This is a genomic window from Claveliimonas bilis, from assembly GCF_020892095.1.
GTDB classification, from domain to species: Bacteria; Bacillota; Clostridia; order Lachnospirales; family Lachnospiraceae; genus Claveliimonas; species Claveliimonas bilis.
The window spans coordinates 2,241,516-2,255,958 of record NZ_AP024845.1 but is presented as its reverse complement, the minus strand read 5'-3'; the positions used below and the strand labels follow the sequence as shown (position 1 = coordinate 2,255,958).

General features: G+C 47.3%; 16 protein-coding genes and 1 riboswitch. Of the genes, 9 read left to right on the top strand and 7 right to left on the bottom strand.

Annotation, left to right across the window (positions count from 1 at the left end):
- Nucleotides 1-38: 38 nt before the first annotated feature.
- The 5 genes from EUBC25_RS10990 to EUBC25_RS10970 are packed head-to-tail and all read right to left on the bottom strand — an operon-like array spanning nt 39 to nt 5,067.
- Nucleotides 39-1,781 carry an NADH-dependent [FeFe] hydrogenase, group A6 gene (locus tag EUBC25_RS10990; protein ID WP_230105526.1) on the bottom strand — a complete coding sequence of 581 codons (1,743 nt, stop codon included), beginning with the start codon at nt 1,779-1,781 and terminating at the stop codon, nt 39-41.
- Between the two features lie 15 nt (nt 1,782-1,796).
- Nucleotides 1,797-3,584 carry an NADH-quinone oxidoreductase subunit NuoF gene (nuoF, locus tag EUBC25_RS10985; RefSeq protein WP_230105525.1) on the bottom strand — a complete coding sequence of 596 codons (1,788 nt, stop codon included), beginning with the start codon at nt 3,582-3,584 and terminating at the stop codon, nt 1,797-1,799.
- Nucleotides 3,585-3,597: 13 nt separating this feature from the next.
- Nucleotides 3,598-3,978 carry a (2Fe-2S) ferredoxin domain-containing protein gene (locus tag EUBC25_RS10980; RefSeq protein ID WP_230105524.1) on the bottom strand — a complete coding sequence of 127 codons (381 nt, stop codon included), beginning with the start codon at nt 3,976-3,978 and terminating at the stop codon, nt 3,598-3,600.
- 33 nt (nt 3,979-4,011) lie between these two features.
- On the bottom strand, nt 4,012-4,569 hold the full coding sequence (locus EUBC25_RS10975; RefSeq protein WP_230105523.1) for an ATP-binding protein: 558 nt from the start codon (nt 4,567-4,569) through the stop codon (nt 4,012-4,014).
- A gap of 3 nt (nt 4,570-4,572) precedes the next feature.
- Nucleotides 4,573-5,067, bottom strand: coding sequence for an NADH-quinone oxidoreductase subunit NuoE family protein (locus EUBC25_RS10970; RefSeq protein WP_230105522.1), 495 nt, complete (start codon nt 5,065-5,067; stop codon nt 4,573-4,575).
- Nucleotides 5,068-5,416: 349 nt separating this feature from the next.
- On the opposite strand from EUBC25_RS10970, the gene EUBC25_RS10965 reads away from it, so the two are divergent.
- The 9 genes from EUBC25_RS10965 to EUBC25_RS10925 all read left to right on the top strand — a co-directional run bounded on the left by EUBC25_RS10965 (nt 5,417) and on the right by EUBC25_RS10925 (nt 11,859).
- Nucleotides 5,417-5,770 carry a hypothetical protein gene (locus EUBC25_RS10965; protein WP_230105521.1) on the top strand — a complete coding sequence of 118 codons (354 nt, stop codon included), beginning with the start codon at nt 5,417-5,419 and terminating at the stop codon, nt 5,768-5,770.
- Nucleotides 5,763-6,185, top strand: coding sequence for an ATP-binding protein (locus tag EUBC25_RS10960; RefSeq protein WP_230105520.1), 423 nt, complete (start codon nt 5,763-5,765; stop codon nt 6,183-6,185). Before EUBC25_RS10965 ends, EUBC25_RS10960 begins: the two co-directional genes overlap by 8 nt.
- A 42-nt stretch (nt 6,186-6,227) precedes the next feature.
- Nucleotides 6,228-7,610 carry a [Fe-Fe] hydrogenase large subunit C-terminal domain-containing protein gene (locus tag EUBC25_RS10955; protein ID WP_230105519.1) on the top strand — a complete coding sequence of 461 codons (1,383 nt, stop codon included), beginning with the start codon at nt 6,228-6,230 and terminating at the stop codon, nt 7,608-7,610.
- Nucleotides 7,611-7,612: 2 nt separating this feature from the next.
- On the top strand, nt 7,613-7,942 hold the full coding sequence (locus tag EUBC25_RS10950) for a hypothetical protein (RefSeq protein WP_230105518.1): 330 nt from the start codon (nt 7,613-7,615) through the stop codon (nt 7,940-7,942).
- Nucleotides 7,939-8,664, top strand: a complete 726-nt coding sequence (locus tag EUBC25_RS10945) for a PHP domain-containing protein (protein ID WP_230105517.1) — start codon at nt 7,939-7,941, stop codon at nt 8,662-8,664. The genes EUBC25_RS10950 and EUBC25_RS10945 overlap by 4 nt, the downstream gene beginning before the upstream one ends.
- Nucleotides 8,665-8,729: 65 nt before the next feature.
- A riboswitch (cobalamin riboswitch) is annotated at nt 8,730-8,948 on the top strand.
- Nucleotides 8,949-9,102: 154 nt separating this feature from the next.
- Nucleotides 9,103-9,861, top strand: a complete 759-nt coding sequence (locus tag EUBC25_RS10940) for an energy-coupling factor ABC transporter permease (protein ID WP_230107599.1) — start codon at nt 9,103-9,105, stop codon at nt 9,859-9,861.
- Entirely contained in the window at nt 9,854-10,180 is a 327-nt protein-coding gene (locus EUBC25_RS10935; protein WP_230105516.1) for an energy-coupling factor ABC transporter substrate-binding protein, read from the top strand. The genes EUBC25_RS10940 and EUBC25_RS10935 overlap by 8 nt, the downstream gene beginning before the upstream one ends.
- 28 nt (nt 10,181-10,208) lie before the next feature.
- The gene (gene cbiQ / locus EUBC25_RS10930; protein ID WP_230105515.1) at nt 10,209-11,009 is read left to right on the top strand and encodes a cobalt ECF transporter T component CbiQ; all 801 of its coding nucleotides are present in this window, start codon (nt 10,209-10,211) and stop codon (nt 11,007-11,009) included.
- A gap of 4 nt (nt 11,010-11,013) precedes the next feature.
- Nucleotides 11,014-11,859, top strand: a complete 846-nt coding sequence (locus EUBC25_RS10925; RefSeq protein WP_230105514.1) for an energy-coupling factor ABC transporter ATP-binding protein — start codon at nt 11,014-11,016, stop codon at nt 11,857-11,859.
- Nucleotides 11,860-11,906: 47 nt separating this feature from the next.
- On the opposite strand, the gene kynU is transcribed toward EUBC25_RS10925, so the two are convergent.
- Nucleotides 11,907-13,181, bottom strand: a complete 1,275-nt coding sequence (gene kynU, locus EUBC25_RS10920) for a kynureninase (RefSeq protein WP_230105513.1) — start codon at nt 13,179-13,181, stop codon at nt 11,907-11,909.
- Nucleotides 13,182-13,233: 52 nt separating this feature from the next.
- Nucleotides 13,234-14,361 carry a YkvI family membrane protein gene (locus tag EUBC25_RS10915; RefSeq protein ID WP_230105512.1) on the bottom strand — a complete coding sequence of 376 codons (1,128 nt, stop codon included), beginning with the start codon at nt 14,359-14,361 and terminating at the stop codon, nt 13,234-13,236.
- Nucleotides 14,362-14,443: the final 82 nt, after the last annotated feature.

The following is a 14,443-nucleotide window of genomic DNA, read 5'->3' as shown; positions in this document are numbered from 1 at the left end:
TACTCGATTTATTATTTGTGGATCTTTTCCTTATCCGGCTAATTCACAGTCCTCTTCACATAAGTTGTATGCAGATATTCGTGAGCCTTATGGCTTCCCGGCTCGCCCAGATATTCCTCATAAAGCTTTTTGATCGCCGGATTTTCGTGGGATTTCCGGATTGATTTTGCCTGATCATTCCGATAGAGCACTCCTGCCCGGATGGCACGTACATCTGTAAAGTTTCTCACATCGCCGGATACCTGCGGCTGTCCGCCTCCGTTGACGCATCCGCCCGGACATCCCATGATCTCTATGAAATGATAGCTGGCTTCTCCGGATTTCACCTTGTTAAGCAGATTCCTTGCATTGTTAAGTCCTGAAGCAACTGCCACTTTAATGTCCATTCCGGCCACATTGTAGCTGGCCTCCTTGATTCCTTCTGTGCCGCGCACATCGGTAAATTCCAGATTAGCAAGTTCTTCACCGGTCAGAACTTCCACTGCAGTACGAAGAGCGGCTTCCATTACTCCTCCGGTTGCGCCGAAGATCACACCTGCACCTGTAGATTCGCCCATCGGATCGTCAAATTTCTCATCCGGCAGCGCAGTAAAGTCAATGCCGCACCTTTTGATCAGCCGGGCCAGTTCTCTTGTGGTGATGGCGATATCCACATCCGGAACTCCCGCTGCATTCTGATCATCTCTTCCGATTTCAAATTTCTTTGCCGTACAGGGCATTACACTGACGGACACAATCTTTTTCGGATCGATTCCTTCTTTTTCAGCAAAATATGTTTTCAGCATCGCCCCGAACATCTGCTGGGGTGATTTGCAGCTGGACAGATTTTCTGTCATATCCGGGAAATAATGCTCGCAATATTTGATCCATCCCGGTGAGCAGGAAGTGATCAGCGGAAGTACGCCGCCGTTTTTCACGCGATCCAGAAGTTCTGTAGCCTCCTCCATGATCGTAAGATCGGCTGCCCAGTCCGTATCAAATACCTTATCAAATCCGATCCTTCTAAGTGCTGCAGCCATCTTTCCTTCTACATCTGTTCCCATAGGATATCCAAACTCTTCTCCAAGTCCCGCTCTTACGGAAGGAGCAGTCTGAACCACTACATATTTATCCGGATCTGCAATCGCTTCTATGATCTGATTTGTATAATCTTTTTCATACAATGCCCCTGTAGGACAGACTGCAATACACTGTCCGCAGGATACACAACTGGTCTCCCCCAGCCCCATATCAAATGCGGATCCGATAAATGTATCAAATCCCCGGTTGTTGGGTCCGATCACACCGATCCCCTGGGTCTTTTCGCAGACCGCCACACAGCGCCGGCACAAAATACATTTGTTGTTGTCGCGGATCATATGAGCAGCAGAATCATCCAGCTCATAATGATTGGTTTTTCCTTCAAAATAGTTCTCGTCCTCTACTCCGTACTCCCTGCAGAGCTGCTGAAGCTCGCAGTTTCCGCTCCTTACGCATGAGAGACATTTCTTATCGTGGTTGGACAAAAGAAGCTGGAGCGTTCTCCTTCTTGACTTGATCAGTTTTGGTGTGTTGGTGTACACTTCCATTCCTTCCGTCACCGGATATACACAGGCTGCCACCAGGTTTCTGGCTCCCTTGACTTCCACCACACACATACGGCATGCACCGATCTCATTGATTTCCTTCAGGAAACACAAAGTCGGTATCTTAATTCCTGCCAGATGTGCCGCTTCAAGAATGGTGGAGCCGGCTGGAGCGGATACTTCAAGACCATTGATTTTTAAGTTTACGTTTTCCATATTCTCCATCCTCCATTATTCTTTGTAAATAGCACCAAAACGACATTTCTCCATGCAGGCGCCGCATTTCACACATTTCTCCTGATTGATCACATGCGGCTCTTTTACCTTGCCGATGATAGCGTCGTTCGGACAGGTTCTTGCACACAGAGTACATCCTTTACATTTATCTGCATCAATCCGGTACTGCAGAAGATCCTTACAGACTCCTGCCGGACATTTCTTGTCTACAATATGAGCGATATATTCGTCCCGGAAATACCGCAGGGTGGAAAGAACCGGATTGGGAGCTGTCTGCCCCAGCGCACACAGAGAATTGGATTTCAGATGTTCTGCCAGTTCTTCCAGGCGATCGAGATCCTCCATGGTTCCCTGACCCTTGGTGATCTTTTCCAGAATTTCCAGCATGCGCCTTGTTCCCACACGGCACGGCGTACATTTTCCACAGGATTCATCCACTGTAAATTCCAGGAAGAATTTGGCGATATCCACCATACAGGTATCTTCATCCATAACGATCAGTCCGCCGGATCCCATCATGGAACCAATGGCGATCAGGTTATCGTAATCAATAGGAACATCAAAATGCTCTGCCGGGATACAGCCGCCGGACGGTCCTCCGGTCTGGGCCGCTTTGAATTTCTTGCCTCCCGGGATTCCTCCTCCGATCTCCTCTACAATCTCCCTAAGAGTAGTTCCCATTGGGATCTCCACAAGTCCCGTATTGTTTACTTTACCGCCGAGGGCAAAAACTTTTGTTCCTTTGGACTTCTCCGTTCCCATAGATGCAAACCATTCCGGTCCGTTCAAAATGATCTGCGGAATATTTGCGTAAGTTTCCACATTGTTAAGGATCGTCGGCTTCTGGAACAATCCTTTCAGCGCCGGGAACGGCGGACGGGGACGAGGTTCTCCTCTGTTTCCTTCAATGGATGTCATAAGAGCAGTCTCTTCGCCGCATACAAAGGCACCGGCTCCAAGACGAAGCTCAATATCAAAATCAAATCCGGTTCCGAAAATATCTTTTCCCAGAAGACCGTATTCTCTTGCCTGACCGATGGCAATGTTCAAACGCTCTACCGCGATCGGATATTCTGCACGCACATAGATATATCCCTGGGATGCTCCGATAGCATATCCTGCGATTGCCATAGCTTCCAGTACAACATGGGGATCACCTTCCAGTACAGATCGATCCATGAATGCACCGGGATCTCCTTCATCTGCATTACAGCAGACATATTTCTGATCCGCCTCATTTGCCGCTGCAAACTTCCATTTCAGACCTGTGGGGAATCCTGCGCCTCCCCTTCCTCTAAGTCCGCTGTCCAGAAGGATCTGGATCACATCCTCCGGCTTCATCTCTGTCAGCACTTTTCCGAGCGCCTCATAGCCTCTTGTACCGATATATTCCTCAATATTCTCCGGATTGATCACACCGCAGTTCCTAAGGGCGATTCTGTGCTGTTTCTTATAAAACTTTGTCTCCTGCAGTGGAAGCACTTCCGTTCCTTTTACTGTCTCATCATAGAGGAGACGTTTTACAACTCTTCCTTTCAGCAGATGTTCCGATACAATTTCCGGGATATCTTCCTCCTTTACCATGGAATAGAAGGAACCTTCCGGGTATACGATCATAATAGGGCCTAAGGCGCACAGGCCGAAACATCCTGTTTTCACAACGCCGACTTCATTTTCCAGCCCCTGCTTTCTGATTTCTTCTTCCAGTTTCTCTCTGATCCTCTGGCTGCCTGAGGAGGTACATCCGGTTCCTCCACAGACCAGTACATGTGAACGATACATATGTAACCTCCTTTTATTCTTTACTGATTTTTTCCGCTGCAAGCGTATATTTTGTTACAACCTGCCCGCCCTTCAGATGCAGGCGGAACACTTCCATTGCCTTTTCCGGCGTCATTTTCACATAAGTAACCTTTTCTTTGCCCGGCTCCATCACCTCAACAATCGGCTCATACTGACAAAGTCCGATGCATCCGGTCTGGGTTACGTTAATATTATTTAATCCTTCCTCCTGTACAGCATCTGCCAGCGCTGCCAGAACCGGGCGGGCGCCGCTTGCGATTCCGCAGGTTGCCATACCCACAACTACTCTTGTCTGTGTCGCATCTTCGGAGCGGAAGCCGACTTTTCCCTGCATTTTCTCTCTAATTGCCCGTAACTCTTCCAGAGATTTCATACTCTTCCTCCATTTCTTTTTCAGATCTTTCCGTTACAAATTTTTCCCTCCGCTTACTTCCCGGTGATTTTCCTTAAGATAATCCATAATGAATGCGGAAACTTCCGGGGAATGAAGCGGCACATCGCCTAACATTTCTTTCATCTCTCTTGTATCGAGGACAAATTCCCGGCCGTCGCACGCATAACGATACCGAAAATCCACTTCCTCATGGTATACCATCAGATTATGTACAGTCATACTCATATCGCCAAGAGGCATTCTGTCAATACTGGACAGGACAAACCGGGCGGTAAGGACCGTCCCTTTCCCTTTCTTGGATGTAATCTGAAAGCTCCCTCCTGATATTTCCGCTGCCTGCTTAAAAAACGGAACACCAAGCCCTACCTTGCGCGTTGTCCGGGTAGTAAAAAAGGGATCCGTCACTCTTTGCACCTGTTCAGGGTCCATACCGGATCCGTTATCTTTGATGGTAATACTAAGAGAATCTTCTGCAGTACTGACTGCAACTTCTATTTCGACAAAAGCTGCTCCCGCACGGACAGAATTTTCCGCCGTATCAAGAACATGCAATGATATTTCCGGCAGCATAGGCTATTCGTACTTTGCCAAAATATCGTCAATATCATCTACTTTTAACCTGCCATATACATCGTCATTGATGGTCATGACAGGGGCCAGACCACAGGCACCGATACAACGGCACGCATCCAGGGAAAACTTACCGTCGGGGGTACATTCTCCTCCCACGATCCCCAGCTTTTCCATCAACTTATTGTAGATGTCGCCGGAGCCCTTTACATAGCATGCCGTGCCAAGACAGACGGAAATCTTATATCTGCCCTTGGGACTTAACGTAAACTGAGAATAAAATGTCGCAACGCCATAAATTTTTTCCAGCGGTATTCCCGTTTCATTGGAAATGATCTTCTGCACTTCTATCGGAAGATATCCGTAAATATCCTGCGCCTTTTGCAGGATAGGCATAAGCGCACCTTTTTCATCTTTCATTTCGCGGATCACTTCCAGCAGTGCCTGTTCCTGTGCTTCAGTTCCGCGAAACGGAACTGATGTTTTCTTAGAAAGCATTTCTGAACCTCCCTTGTTTGTATTTTGTCTGAAAATTGCCCAGCGCTCCTATATAGAGGCTGACTATTGTTTATAACACATTCTACCACAGTACATACTAAATATCCACTTATTTTTTCCTTATATTTTGTTAAATTTGTTTACATTCAAGCTATTTTTTTCACAATCATGTCAATAAATGCACAATATTTAGCCTCATTTTTTATATATTTTATACAAAATATATTGATTTGCTATACCCTCAATGCTATACTTTATTAAAGTCAATTGTTTCATATTAATATATTTTTCTATTTTTGACAGCAGCGTTTGTATCGTTCGAAACAATGCTGTTTTGCAGGAGGTTCCTATGATAATCAGAGAAATCCAATCGCTCCTGAAGGCCCGTATTCTGGAGGGCGAAGCACAGCTTGACCACGCTGTCTCCGAAGCCTTTGCCTCGGATATGATGAGTGATGTGCTGGCTTATGCTTCTCCCCATTCCGCCCTTCTCACCGGCCTTTGCAATCCGCAGGTCATACGTACTGCAGAAATGATGGATATGCCGTGCATTATTTTTGTCCAGGGAAAATCCCCCGGCTTAGAGGCTCTTGCTCTTGCGGGAGAAAGGGATATCTGTATTTTGCAGACATCTTTGGACATGTTCTGCGCATGCGGTATCCTGTATACTCACGGGCTGCCTGGAGGTGGTGCGCATGAGTAAAACACTGACATTTGAATATCAGGTTCCGGGCGATGATTTTACCCGCGCCGGCGAAGCAAGCAGCAGCGTAAAGAATAAGCTGAAAATGATGGGTGTAGACAGCACAGTGATCCGCAAAGTGTCCATTGCCATGTATGAAGGAGAGATCAACATGGTGATCCACGCAAACGGCGGTACAATCAAAGTACTGGTCTCTGATGACAACATCCGGATCATCCTTGCCGACACCGGCCCCGGCATCCCTGATGTGGAAAAAGCCATGCAGCAGGGATACTCTACCGCTCCGGAGGAAGTTCGTTCTCTTGGCTTCGGCGCCGGAATGGGACTTCCCAATATGAAGAAGTATTCTGACGATATGAAGATCGACACCATAATCGGAAGCGGAACTACAGTCACCATGGATATCCATATGTAAGAGATTCATCAAAAGGACTGACAGGAAGGAGGCACTTCAGCTTTGGATCATAACGATAAATTTATAAATTCTGTAAAACTGGATAAGGACGCCTGCACCGGCTGCATCAACTGCATCAAATACTGTCCCACCCAGGCAATACGGGTACATAACGGCAAGGCTTCCATAAATCCGGATTTCTGCGTGGACTGCGGACGGTGTATCCGCTACTGCCCCAACCATGCCAAAATACCTGTATCTGACTCCCTGGAGGAGATCACACATTATAAATACACAGTGGCTCTCCCCGCCCCTTCCCTCTATGCGCAGTTCAACAATCTGACAAACATAGATATTGTGTTAAATGCCCTGCTCTCTATGGGATTTGATGATGTTTTTGAAGTGAGCGCGGCAGCGGAGCTTGTTTCGGAAATGACAAGAAATTACATTGCACAGCATCGGGATGAAGCTCCTTTCATCAGTACAGCCTGTCCCACCATTGTCCGTATGATCCGGGTTCGCTTTCCTACGCTTATCCCCCGTCTTCTGCCCCTTAAGCCTCCTGTGGAGATCGCAGCCGAGATTGCCAGAAAAAAGGCAATGGAAAAGACAGGACTTCCCGCTTCGGATATCGGGATCTTTTTCATTTCTCCCTGTCCTTCCAAGGTAACTTATGCCAAAGCACCTCTTGGCATTGAAAAAAGCCAGATTGACAAGGTATTGGCGATCAAGGACGTTTACCCCGTCCTCTTAACTCATATGACCCACGATGAGTCCCGCCTGAAGCCGCTTGCCGCCTCCGGCCGTATCGGAATTGGCTGGAGCAACAGCGGGGGAGAGGCAGCCGGGCTGATCACAGACAATTATCTGGCAGCTGACGGCATTATGAACGTCCTTCGCGTCCTGAGCGATCTGGAAGATGAAAAATTTTACGGTCTGAAGTTCGTGGAACTGAATGCCTGCAACGGCGGCTGTGTCGGCGGCGCTTTGACGGTGGAAAATCCCTACATTGCCACTGCAAAGACGAAGAAGCTGCACCGCTATCTTCCTGTGTCCCGCACCCACTCCAACATGTATCCCGATGTGGATTATCACTGGGACAGCTATGTGGAATACGAGCCTGTATTCCGGCTTGGGAAGACATTCCGGGAAAGTCTGGAAATGATGGGCATGGTAGAAGAGCTGACAGAACAGCTCCCCGGCCTGGACTGCGGCTCCTGCGGTGCGCCCACATGCCGTGCTCTGGCCGAAGATATTGTAAGGGGCGAGGCAGACAGAACCGACTGTATCTATGTATTTTTTGAATATATCGGAAATCTCTCCCGGGAAATTTCCTATACGGCGCGGAACCTTACTTCTTCTGAAGACGGATCTGAAATTTCCAGGGAAGACCTGGAAGACTATGTAAAAAAACTGGAGGCAGAGTTAAAGAGAAAGGATGTGTAAAAATGGCTTCTGTACAGGATCTTATCAATTCCGGAATATTCCATACCGAAAATCCGGGGAGAAGCGAACAGCAGATCACCCGTGTATTTTGCTGCGACCTCTTAAGCGTCGCCATGGGGAAAGCGCCTTCCGGCTGCGCCTGGGTCACAGTCATCGGCAACCGGAACACCCTGGCTGTCGCTTCTCTTGCAGACGTATCCTGCATCGTCCTTGCGGAAGGGGCCTCTTTTACAGAGGACGATATGCAGTGTGCCAAAGAGCAGGAAATCGCAGTATTTTCCACGGATCTCCCTGTCTTTGAAGCCGCGCTGAAGGTTCATCAGCTGTTATGATCCCGCTCTATTATGACCTGCACATCCATTCCTGCCTGTCGCCCTGCGGAGATGACGATATGACCCCTTCCAACATCACCGGCATGGCCGCAGTCAAGAATCTGGATGTCATTGCACTTACGGATCACAATTCCTGCAGGAACTGCCCTGCTGCCATAGAGGCCGGAAAACGTCTGGGAATCACAGTCCTTCCCGGCATGGAACTCACTACATCAGAAGAGATCCATGTCCTTTTCCTGTTTGCCTCCCTCGATCGTGCCCTCTCCTTTGACGCCTATGTGTATGAGCATCTTCTTCCCGTAAGAAACCGCCCGGAAATCTTCGGCACGCAGCTGATCGTAGATGAAAATGACAAAGTGTCCGGATCCCTGGATAAACTTCTGATCAGCGCCACAGACATCCCTTTTGATGAAACGGGAAAGCTGGCTGACTCCTTTGGCGGCATCTGTTTTCCGGCCCATCTTGACAAGTCCTCTACCAGCCTGATCTCCAATCTGGGAGCGATACCGCCGGACAGCACCTTTTCCTGCGCGGAATTGAAGGATATGAAAAACCTGCACCGGCTGAAAAGGGAACATCCCTATCTGGAAAACTGCCGGATCCTCTCCAACTCAGACGCTCATTATCTCTGGGATATTGCAGAGCCAAACCTGCAGATCTATGCCCGTTCAAAGTCTCCTTCTGATATCTTGGAAGCACTGGGCAGCGGTCTCTTAAGATAAGCAGGAGCATTTTCAGGAATGCTTGACTTTGCAGAAACGCCGTGTTATCCTTTTTTCCATAAAAACAAAACTAAATACATTCAGGTGCCTGTAAAGGCTGTGCGACCAGCCTTGTACAGGATAATAGGGAAACAGGTGCAAAGCCTGTACGGTCCCGCCGCTGTAAGGAAGGAGCGATTTTTATTAAGCCACTGTATCTTACGCCGTGATATGCAATAGATATGGGAAGGAAAAAACCGTGATGATCTCCAAGTCAGAAGACCTGCCTGTCTGTATGGAACTGCCGTCTGTCACGGAGTATGACACAAGGTATAAAGGAAGCAAAGTTTTCGTTCTTTTGCTTCTCTTTTTGGTGCCCTTGTTCTTCCCACGACAGGGGCATTTCTATTGACTGCAGAATATAATCTAAAGGAGGAGCATTTTATGACAAATCGATCCATGACAGTTTATGAGAAAATGCTGGTATCTTTCACAGCTGTCCTGGCCCTGTCCTTTGGGACAGCGCCCAGCGTACATGCCATGCATATTATGGAGGGCTATCTTCCCGGCGGTTCCTGCATCGCCTGGGGCGTTATCTGCCTTCCCTTCCTTTTAGCCGGCTTTTTCTCTATTCGCCGAACACTTGCGTCCAACCGGAAAGCGCTGGTTCTTCTTGCCATGTCCGGAGCATTCATCTTTGTTATTTCTTCTTTGAAGATTCCTTCCGTAACTGGAAGCTGTTCCCACATGACAGGTACCGGCCTGGGAGCTATTTTATTCGGCCCTTCTGCTGTAAGCATTCTGGGCCTCATTGTGCTTTTGTTCCAGGCAATTCTCCTGGCTCACGGAGGGCTTACTACTCTTGGCGCAAACACCTTCTCCATGGCTATTGCAGGACCCATTTTATCCTGGCTCATTTATACGATCTGCAAAAAGCTGAACATAAACCGGCGTGTCAGCATCTTTCTCGCTGCTGCCCTGGGTGATCTTTTTACCTACTGCATTACCAGCATTCAGCTGGCGCTTGCCTATCCGTCCCAGCAGGGAGGATTCCTCACATCTGCTGTAAAATTCCTGGGCGTGTTTGCTCCTACACAGCTTCCGCTTGCTGTCATCGAGGGAATCCTGACCGTTGTCATCGTCATTGCTCTGGAAACCTATGCACAGCCTGAGCTGAAGCTGATCGGATATCATAAGGAGGCAAAAACATATGAGTAAAAATAAACGAACCGTCATTCTTTTACTGATCCTCGCTGTTCTTCTGGTGATTTCCCCTCTGTTTTTCCAAAAAGACGCTGACTTCGGCGGATCCGACGACGCCGGAAGCGTCATGGTGGAAGAAGTCCAGGGAGAAGCCTATGAGCCCTGGTTCACGCCTGTCCTTGAAACCTTCCTTGGCGGGGAAGTTCCTGGAGAAATAGAAAGTTTGATCTTCTGCCTGCAGACCGGTATCGGCGTAGGGATCATCGCATTTTTCATGGGAAGATTTGTAGAACGAAAAAAATGGATGAAGGATACGGATCCAACCGAAGATTAACGCTTGTATCCGTCAGGAGGCTGTTTCCATGTCACTTATTGATAAATTATGCTATACGTCCAAACTGCGATATACAAATGCCGGAGAAAAGTTTTTCTTTTCTCTGGCCTCTTTGTGCTTCTGCATCGTCAGCCGTTCTGTCCTTGTAGCCTTGATCGTCCTTTTTGCATCCTCCTGCCTTACCATAAAAAAAGGCGGTATTTCTCTCCGTTACTACCGGAAACTGATGGAGATCCCTTGCGCCTTTTTACTCGTCAGTACAGCGGCCATTATTGTAAATATCTCTTCCGTTCCCCTTGACGCATTTGCCCTTCCTGTGGGATCCTGGTACATAAGCGGAAGCTGGGAAGGGATTTGTCACGGGATCCAGCTCATTCTCACTGCACTTGCCTGTGTTTCCTGTCTGTATTTCCTGTCCCTTAGCACTCCTGTGACAGACATAGTTTCCGTTTTGGAATCCTGGCATATCCCCTGGCTCATCATTGAACTTATGATGCTAATCTACCGGTTCATTTTTCTCCTGCTGGAAATTGCTTCCTCCATTTCCTGTTCCCAGCGCTCGCGGCTGGGGAACAGGAATTTGAGCACTTCCATAAAATCATACGGGCTCCTGGCCTCCTCCCTCTTTATACTTTCTATCCGGCGGGCCAGCGCTGTATACGACGCGATGGAAGCCCGGTGCTATAATGGCAGGATCCATGTTTTAAAAGAACAGCATCCTGTCAGACGCAAAGAAATCCTCTGGCTCATCTTATTTGAAGGGGTTCTTTTCCTGATCACTGTATTTGACGCCAGGCTATCAGAAATACTTTTCAGAATGTGGAGGTAATCTTATGAGAGATATCATACTGGAAGCCCGAAACCTTTCTTATTCCTATGAGGACTCATCCTCTCCTGCCTTAAACGGCCTCTCTCTTTCCGTCGCCCGCGGCAGCAAGATCGCCGTTATGGGAGCCAACGGTTCCGGAAAATCCACCTTCTTCTTATGCTGCAACGGAATCTTAAGACCGGATCGGGGGGAACTCCTTTTCAAGGGACACCCTGTATCTTACCGCAAAAAAGATCTGCTGGAGCTTCGCAGCAAAGTGGGAATCGTCTTTCAAAATCCCGACACCCAGCTTTTCTGCGCCAGCGTCTATCAGGAAATTTCCTTCGGACCTCTCAACCTGGGCATTCCGGAAAAAAAAGCCGCAGAAGCGGTAGAAAATATCATTGAAACACTTGAGATCACAGACTTTCGCCACCGCCCCGCCCACGCTTTAAGCGGCGGACAAAAAAAGCAGGTGGCGCTGGCAGACATCCTGGTAATGAAACCGGAAATCATGATCCTCGACGAACCCTTTGCCGCCCTGGATCCTGTCCACACCCGGATCATCCGCCAGCAGATTGACAAAATGTGTACATCCGGCATGACTGTTCTCCTGGCAACTCACAATACAGACTATGCACTGGAATGGGCAGATGAAGTTGTCCTTTTAAAAAACGGACGCGTCCTAAGTCAGGACCGTCCTGACAAAGCGCTTACAGATGAAGAACTTTTAAAAGAGACGAACCTGGAACTTCCTTCCGTGATCCGTCTCCATAAATTTCTGTGCAGCCGGGGGATGGCTGATCCTTCTTTTCCCGTTCCAAGAAACATGGAGGATCTGGAAAAAGAACTGCTTGCGGTCAGATTCTGAAACCTCTTCTGCCGCTTAAAACTCCCTCAGCTTAAAAGGGCCATGGCTTACGCCACGGTCCCTCTTTTATTTGCAAAGTTTTCATATTCTTTCTTTTCCATAATATCCACAATGATATCTACCATATCATACACCTCTGTATAGGAGATATAAAGTGGAACCGGAGCCAGTCTGATCACATCCGGGAACCGGAAATCCGGAATGATCTTTCTTGCTTTCATTGCCGCATTGATGCGGATCGCATCCTCATGCACCAGAGCAACATGGCCGGTACGTTTGGAGTCCTCCCTGTAATTTCCTACGGAAAATCCATATTTTGAAAGTCTGGTATCGATCAGATACATCAGATATTCTGTGATATCCAGGGATTTCTTCCGCAGATTTTCAAGGCCTGCTTCTTTGATCATTTCAAGGCTTCCTTCCAATGGCGCCATAGAAAGAACCGGCTGTGTTCCTGTCTGCCATCCTCCTGCATATTCTGCATGTTCAAAATACTGCTCCAGATTGAACTGTGTATCCTTTCTGTTTCCATGCCATCCTGCAAGTCCCGGTTCCATGGAAAAATGTTTCTTATTGATATACAGACCTGCAATCGCTCCCGGGCCGCCGTTCAGGTATTTGTATGTACACCACACTGCAAAATCCGGCTGGATTTCCTTAAAATCATGGGGAACTGCTCCAATAGAATGGCAAAGGTCAAATCCTACATAGATTCCTCTTTCATGTGCAGCGTCTGCAATCTTTTTCATATCAATGAGCTGTGCGCTTCTGTAGAGAGCAGAAGGAAGAAGAACAAGGCATACGTCATCTGTCATCGCTTCAATCACATCGTCCTCATAAATGTATTCTCCGTCCCGGCTCTTTACCACTTTCAGACATTCATCCGGATCATATCCATGTACGCGGATATTGCTGTATACCGCATACCGGTCTGTCGGGAAATTCAAGTCGTCCATAATAATCTTATTTCTTTCCGGAGTCGGCTTATAGAAAGTAGCGATCGCCTGATGCACATTCATTGTTGTACTCATGCAGATGGTCACTTCTTCCGGATCTGCATTTACAAGGGGCGCACACATTGCTCCCAGTTTATCCTGATACAGGAAGTAATCATATTTCTCCCACATATCAATTCCGGCCTTTTTCCACACTTCCAGCGCATTCATCAGCGCTTTTTCCGCATCTTTGCTGCACAGTCCAAGAGAGTTTCCGTCCATGTAAATGACACCCTCCTGCTTATAAAACCTCTGCTGGAAATCCTTCAACGGATCTTCCTGATCCTTTTTCTGCGCAAACGCTCTTCCATCTTCATATTGTCTCATATTGGTCTCCTTTCTGATCTCACCCCACGAAATCATATACCTTTTTCACTTTTTAATTTTGGGCTTTTCCTACAACATCATTTTCGTCAAACTCTTCGTACTTCTTTTTCTTAATATATTTTGTATAGATCATTCCTGCAAAAATGACAACTCCCGCATATCCGGAAATCGGATAGATAATGCTGATCATAGTGGAAAAGGACAGCTGCCCTCCAAATATACTTACAATCGCCGTCACAATTGCAGCCACACGATATGGTGTACTCTTGGAGTCAGAAGAAATTTTATTACATACTGTATAGAGCATCGGAACTGCAGTAGTGTAGATCGCCCCAATCAGAAGAACAGAAAATATCTGTCCGAAAATCGGATGAATTGACGCTGCCACAAACAGAGACGGAATCTCAAGATTATAAACATCGCCCAGATTTGCAAGCAGTCCGAAGTTCAGGATCATAACTGCGATCAAAAATGCTCCGCCTCCAAAAATTCCGCCCAGTAATGCATTCTTCCTGTTAGTCGCTGTAGACTTTCCAATATCAGCAAGGTAGGGAACTACCCCGGTCACTGTGTAAGCGCCATACATGAATCCGGAAAGCGCCCAGTTACTGAAGTTGCTGTTTACTTCCACATGCTTCAATGTCTCATCTGCCTCTGCAATTCCCGCCGGATTACTTACAATAGAGATAACGCCTATCAGAATCGTCACAGCCAGAAGCACCGGAGCAATATATCCCACGATCTTTACCAGCTTGTTCAGCCCCAGAAGAACGGTCAGAAGAGAAGCAATGATCATGAAGGCCCGGCCAAAATTTCCATTGACGCCATAATACTCTTCAAACGTAGATCCTGCTCCTGATATCATCGTAGAATATACAAAAAACAGCATGATCGGCGTGAACCACTCCATAATAAACCCTAAATATTTTCCAAGGTAAAAATTAAACATCTTGCCTGAATTGTGAAGCTTAAGTTTCCGCCCGTCTTCCACGATCACAGTAACAAACCATACATACAGCAGAAGCGCAATAATTCCTGCCCCTATACTTCCCAACACTCCGTGTCCGGTAAAATACTGCATACATTCCTGCCCGGAAGCGAAACTTGAACCGATAACAAATCCCATAAATGCTCCGCCTATAGCAATTACCTGGGATATGCTGACTTTTTTCTCTTCCATGTAACCCCTCCTTTTTTCTGAATATTTTCCTGCTTTTTTATTGTTGAATTTACTATAATGCATTTTGATGGCTATATTCAAT

Bases quoted from the DNA above. Each gene is read 5' to 3' on its own strand.
- EUBC25_RS10915 (WP_230105512.1), bottom strand. From the start codon at position 14,361: ATGGAAGAGAAAAAAGTCAGCATATCCCAGGTAATTGCTATAGGCGGA.
- EUBC25_RS10940 (WP_230107599.1), top strand. From the start codon at position 9,103: ATGACAGTTTATGAGAAAATGCTGGTATCTTTCACAGCTGTCCTGGCC.
- EUBC25_RS10960 (WP_230105520.1), top strand. From the start codon at position 5,763: ATGAGTAAAACACTGACATTTGAATATCAGGTTCCGGGCGATGATTTT.
- EUBC25_RS10965 (WP_230105521.1), top strand. From the start codon at position 5,417: ATGATAATCAGAGAAATCCAATCGCTCCTGAAGGCCCGTATTCTGGAG.
- nuoF (WP_230105525.1), bottom strand. From the start codon at position 3,584: ATGTATCGTTCACATGTACTGGTCTGTGGAGGAACCGGATGTACCTCC.
- EUBC25_RS10935 (WP_230105516.1), top strand. From the start codon at position 9,854: ATGAGTAAAAATAAACGAACCGTCATTCTTTTACTGATCCTCGCTGTT.
- EUBC25_RS10925 (WP_230105514.1), top strand. From the start codon at position 11,014: ATGAGAGATATCATACTGGAAGCCCGAAACCTTTCTTATTCCTATGAG.
- cbiQ (WP_230105515.1), top strand. From the start codon at position 10,209: ATGTCACTTATTGATAAATTATGCTATACGTCCAAACTGCGATATACA.
- EUBC25_RS10950 (WP_230105518.1), top strand. From the start codon at position 7,613: ATGGCTTCTGTACAGGATCTTATCAATTCCGGAATATTCCATACCGAA.
- EUBC25_RS10975 (WP_230105523.1), bottom strand. From the start codon at position 4,569: ATGCTGCCGGAAATATCATTGCATGTTCTTGATACGGCGGAAAATTCT.
- kynU (WP_230105513.1), bottom strand. From the start codon at position 13,181: ATGAGACAATATGAAGATGGAAGAGCGTTTGCGCAGAAAAAGGATCAG.
- EUBC25_RS10945 (WP_230105517.1), top strand. From the start codon at position 7,939: ATGATCCCGCTCTATTATGACCTGCACATCCATTCCTGCCTGTCGCCC.
- EUBC25_RS10970 (WP_230105522.1), bottom strand. From the start codon at position 5,067: ATGCTTTCTAAGAAAACATCAGTTCCGTTTCGCGGAACTGAAGCACAG.
- EUBC25_RS10980 (WP_230105524.1), bottom strand. From the start codon at position 3,978: ATGAAATCTCTGGAAGAGTTACGGGCAATTAGAGAGAAAATGCAGGGA.
- EUBC25_RS10990 (WP_230105526.1), bottom strand. From the start codon at position 1,781: ATGGAAAACGTAAACTTAAAAATCAATGGTCTTGAAGTATCCGCTCCA.